General features: G+C 63.6%; 1 protein-coding gene and 1 pseudogene. Both read right to left on the bottom strand.

Annotated elements, in window-relative coordinates; all coding sequences use genetic code 11:
• Positions 1-167 (bottom strand): ATP-binding cassette domain-containing protein (locus tag U5A58_RS40700; protein ID WP_321965483.1); only part of this gene is annotated, 167 nt, incomplete at its 3' end.
• Positions 167-247: pseudogene (livG, locus tag U5A58_RS40695) on the bottom strand (high-affinity branched-chain amino acid ABC transporter ATP-binding protein LivG); the annotation flags it as partial. The pseudogene livG and the gene U5A58_RS40700, both read right to left, overlap by 1 nt.

Genomic DNA, 247 nt, shown 5'->3' with positions numbered 1-247 from the left:
CCCGCCGATGCGCGCGGCGTGCCGCACACGGTCATCATGAGCGTGGTCTTGCCGGCGCCGTTGCTGCCGATCAGCGTGACGATCTCGCCCTTGTTCACTTCGATCGACACGCCCGCCAGCGCTTCCACCGCGCCATAGTGGGTATGGACCTTTTCCAGCTTCAGCATCAGTCCTCTCCGAGATAGGCCTTGATCACGCGCGGGTCGTTGCGCACTTCGTCGGGTTTGCCGATCATGATCGGCTTGCC

The sequence above is a fragment of the Paraburkholderia sp. J7 genome, from assembly GCF_905220155.1.
Lineage (GTDB): Bacteria > Pseudomonadota > Gammaproteobacteria > Burkholderiales > Burkholderiaceae > Paraburkholderia.
Note: the sequence above shows the minus strand (reverse complement) of the source record. Positions and strands in the feature narration are given on the sequence as shown.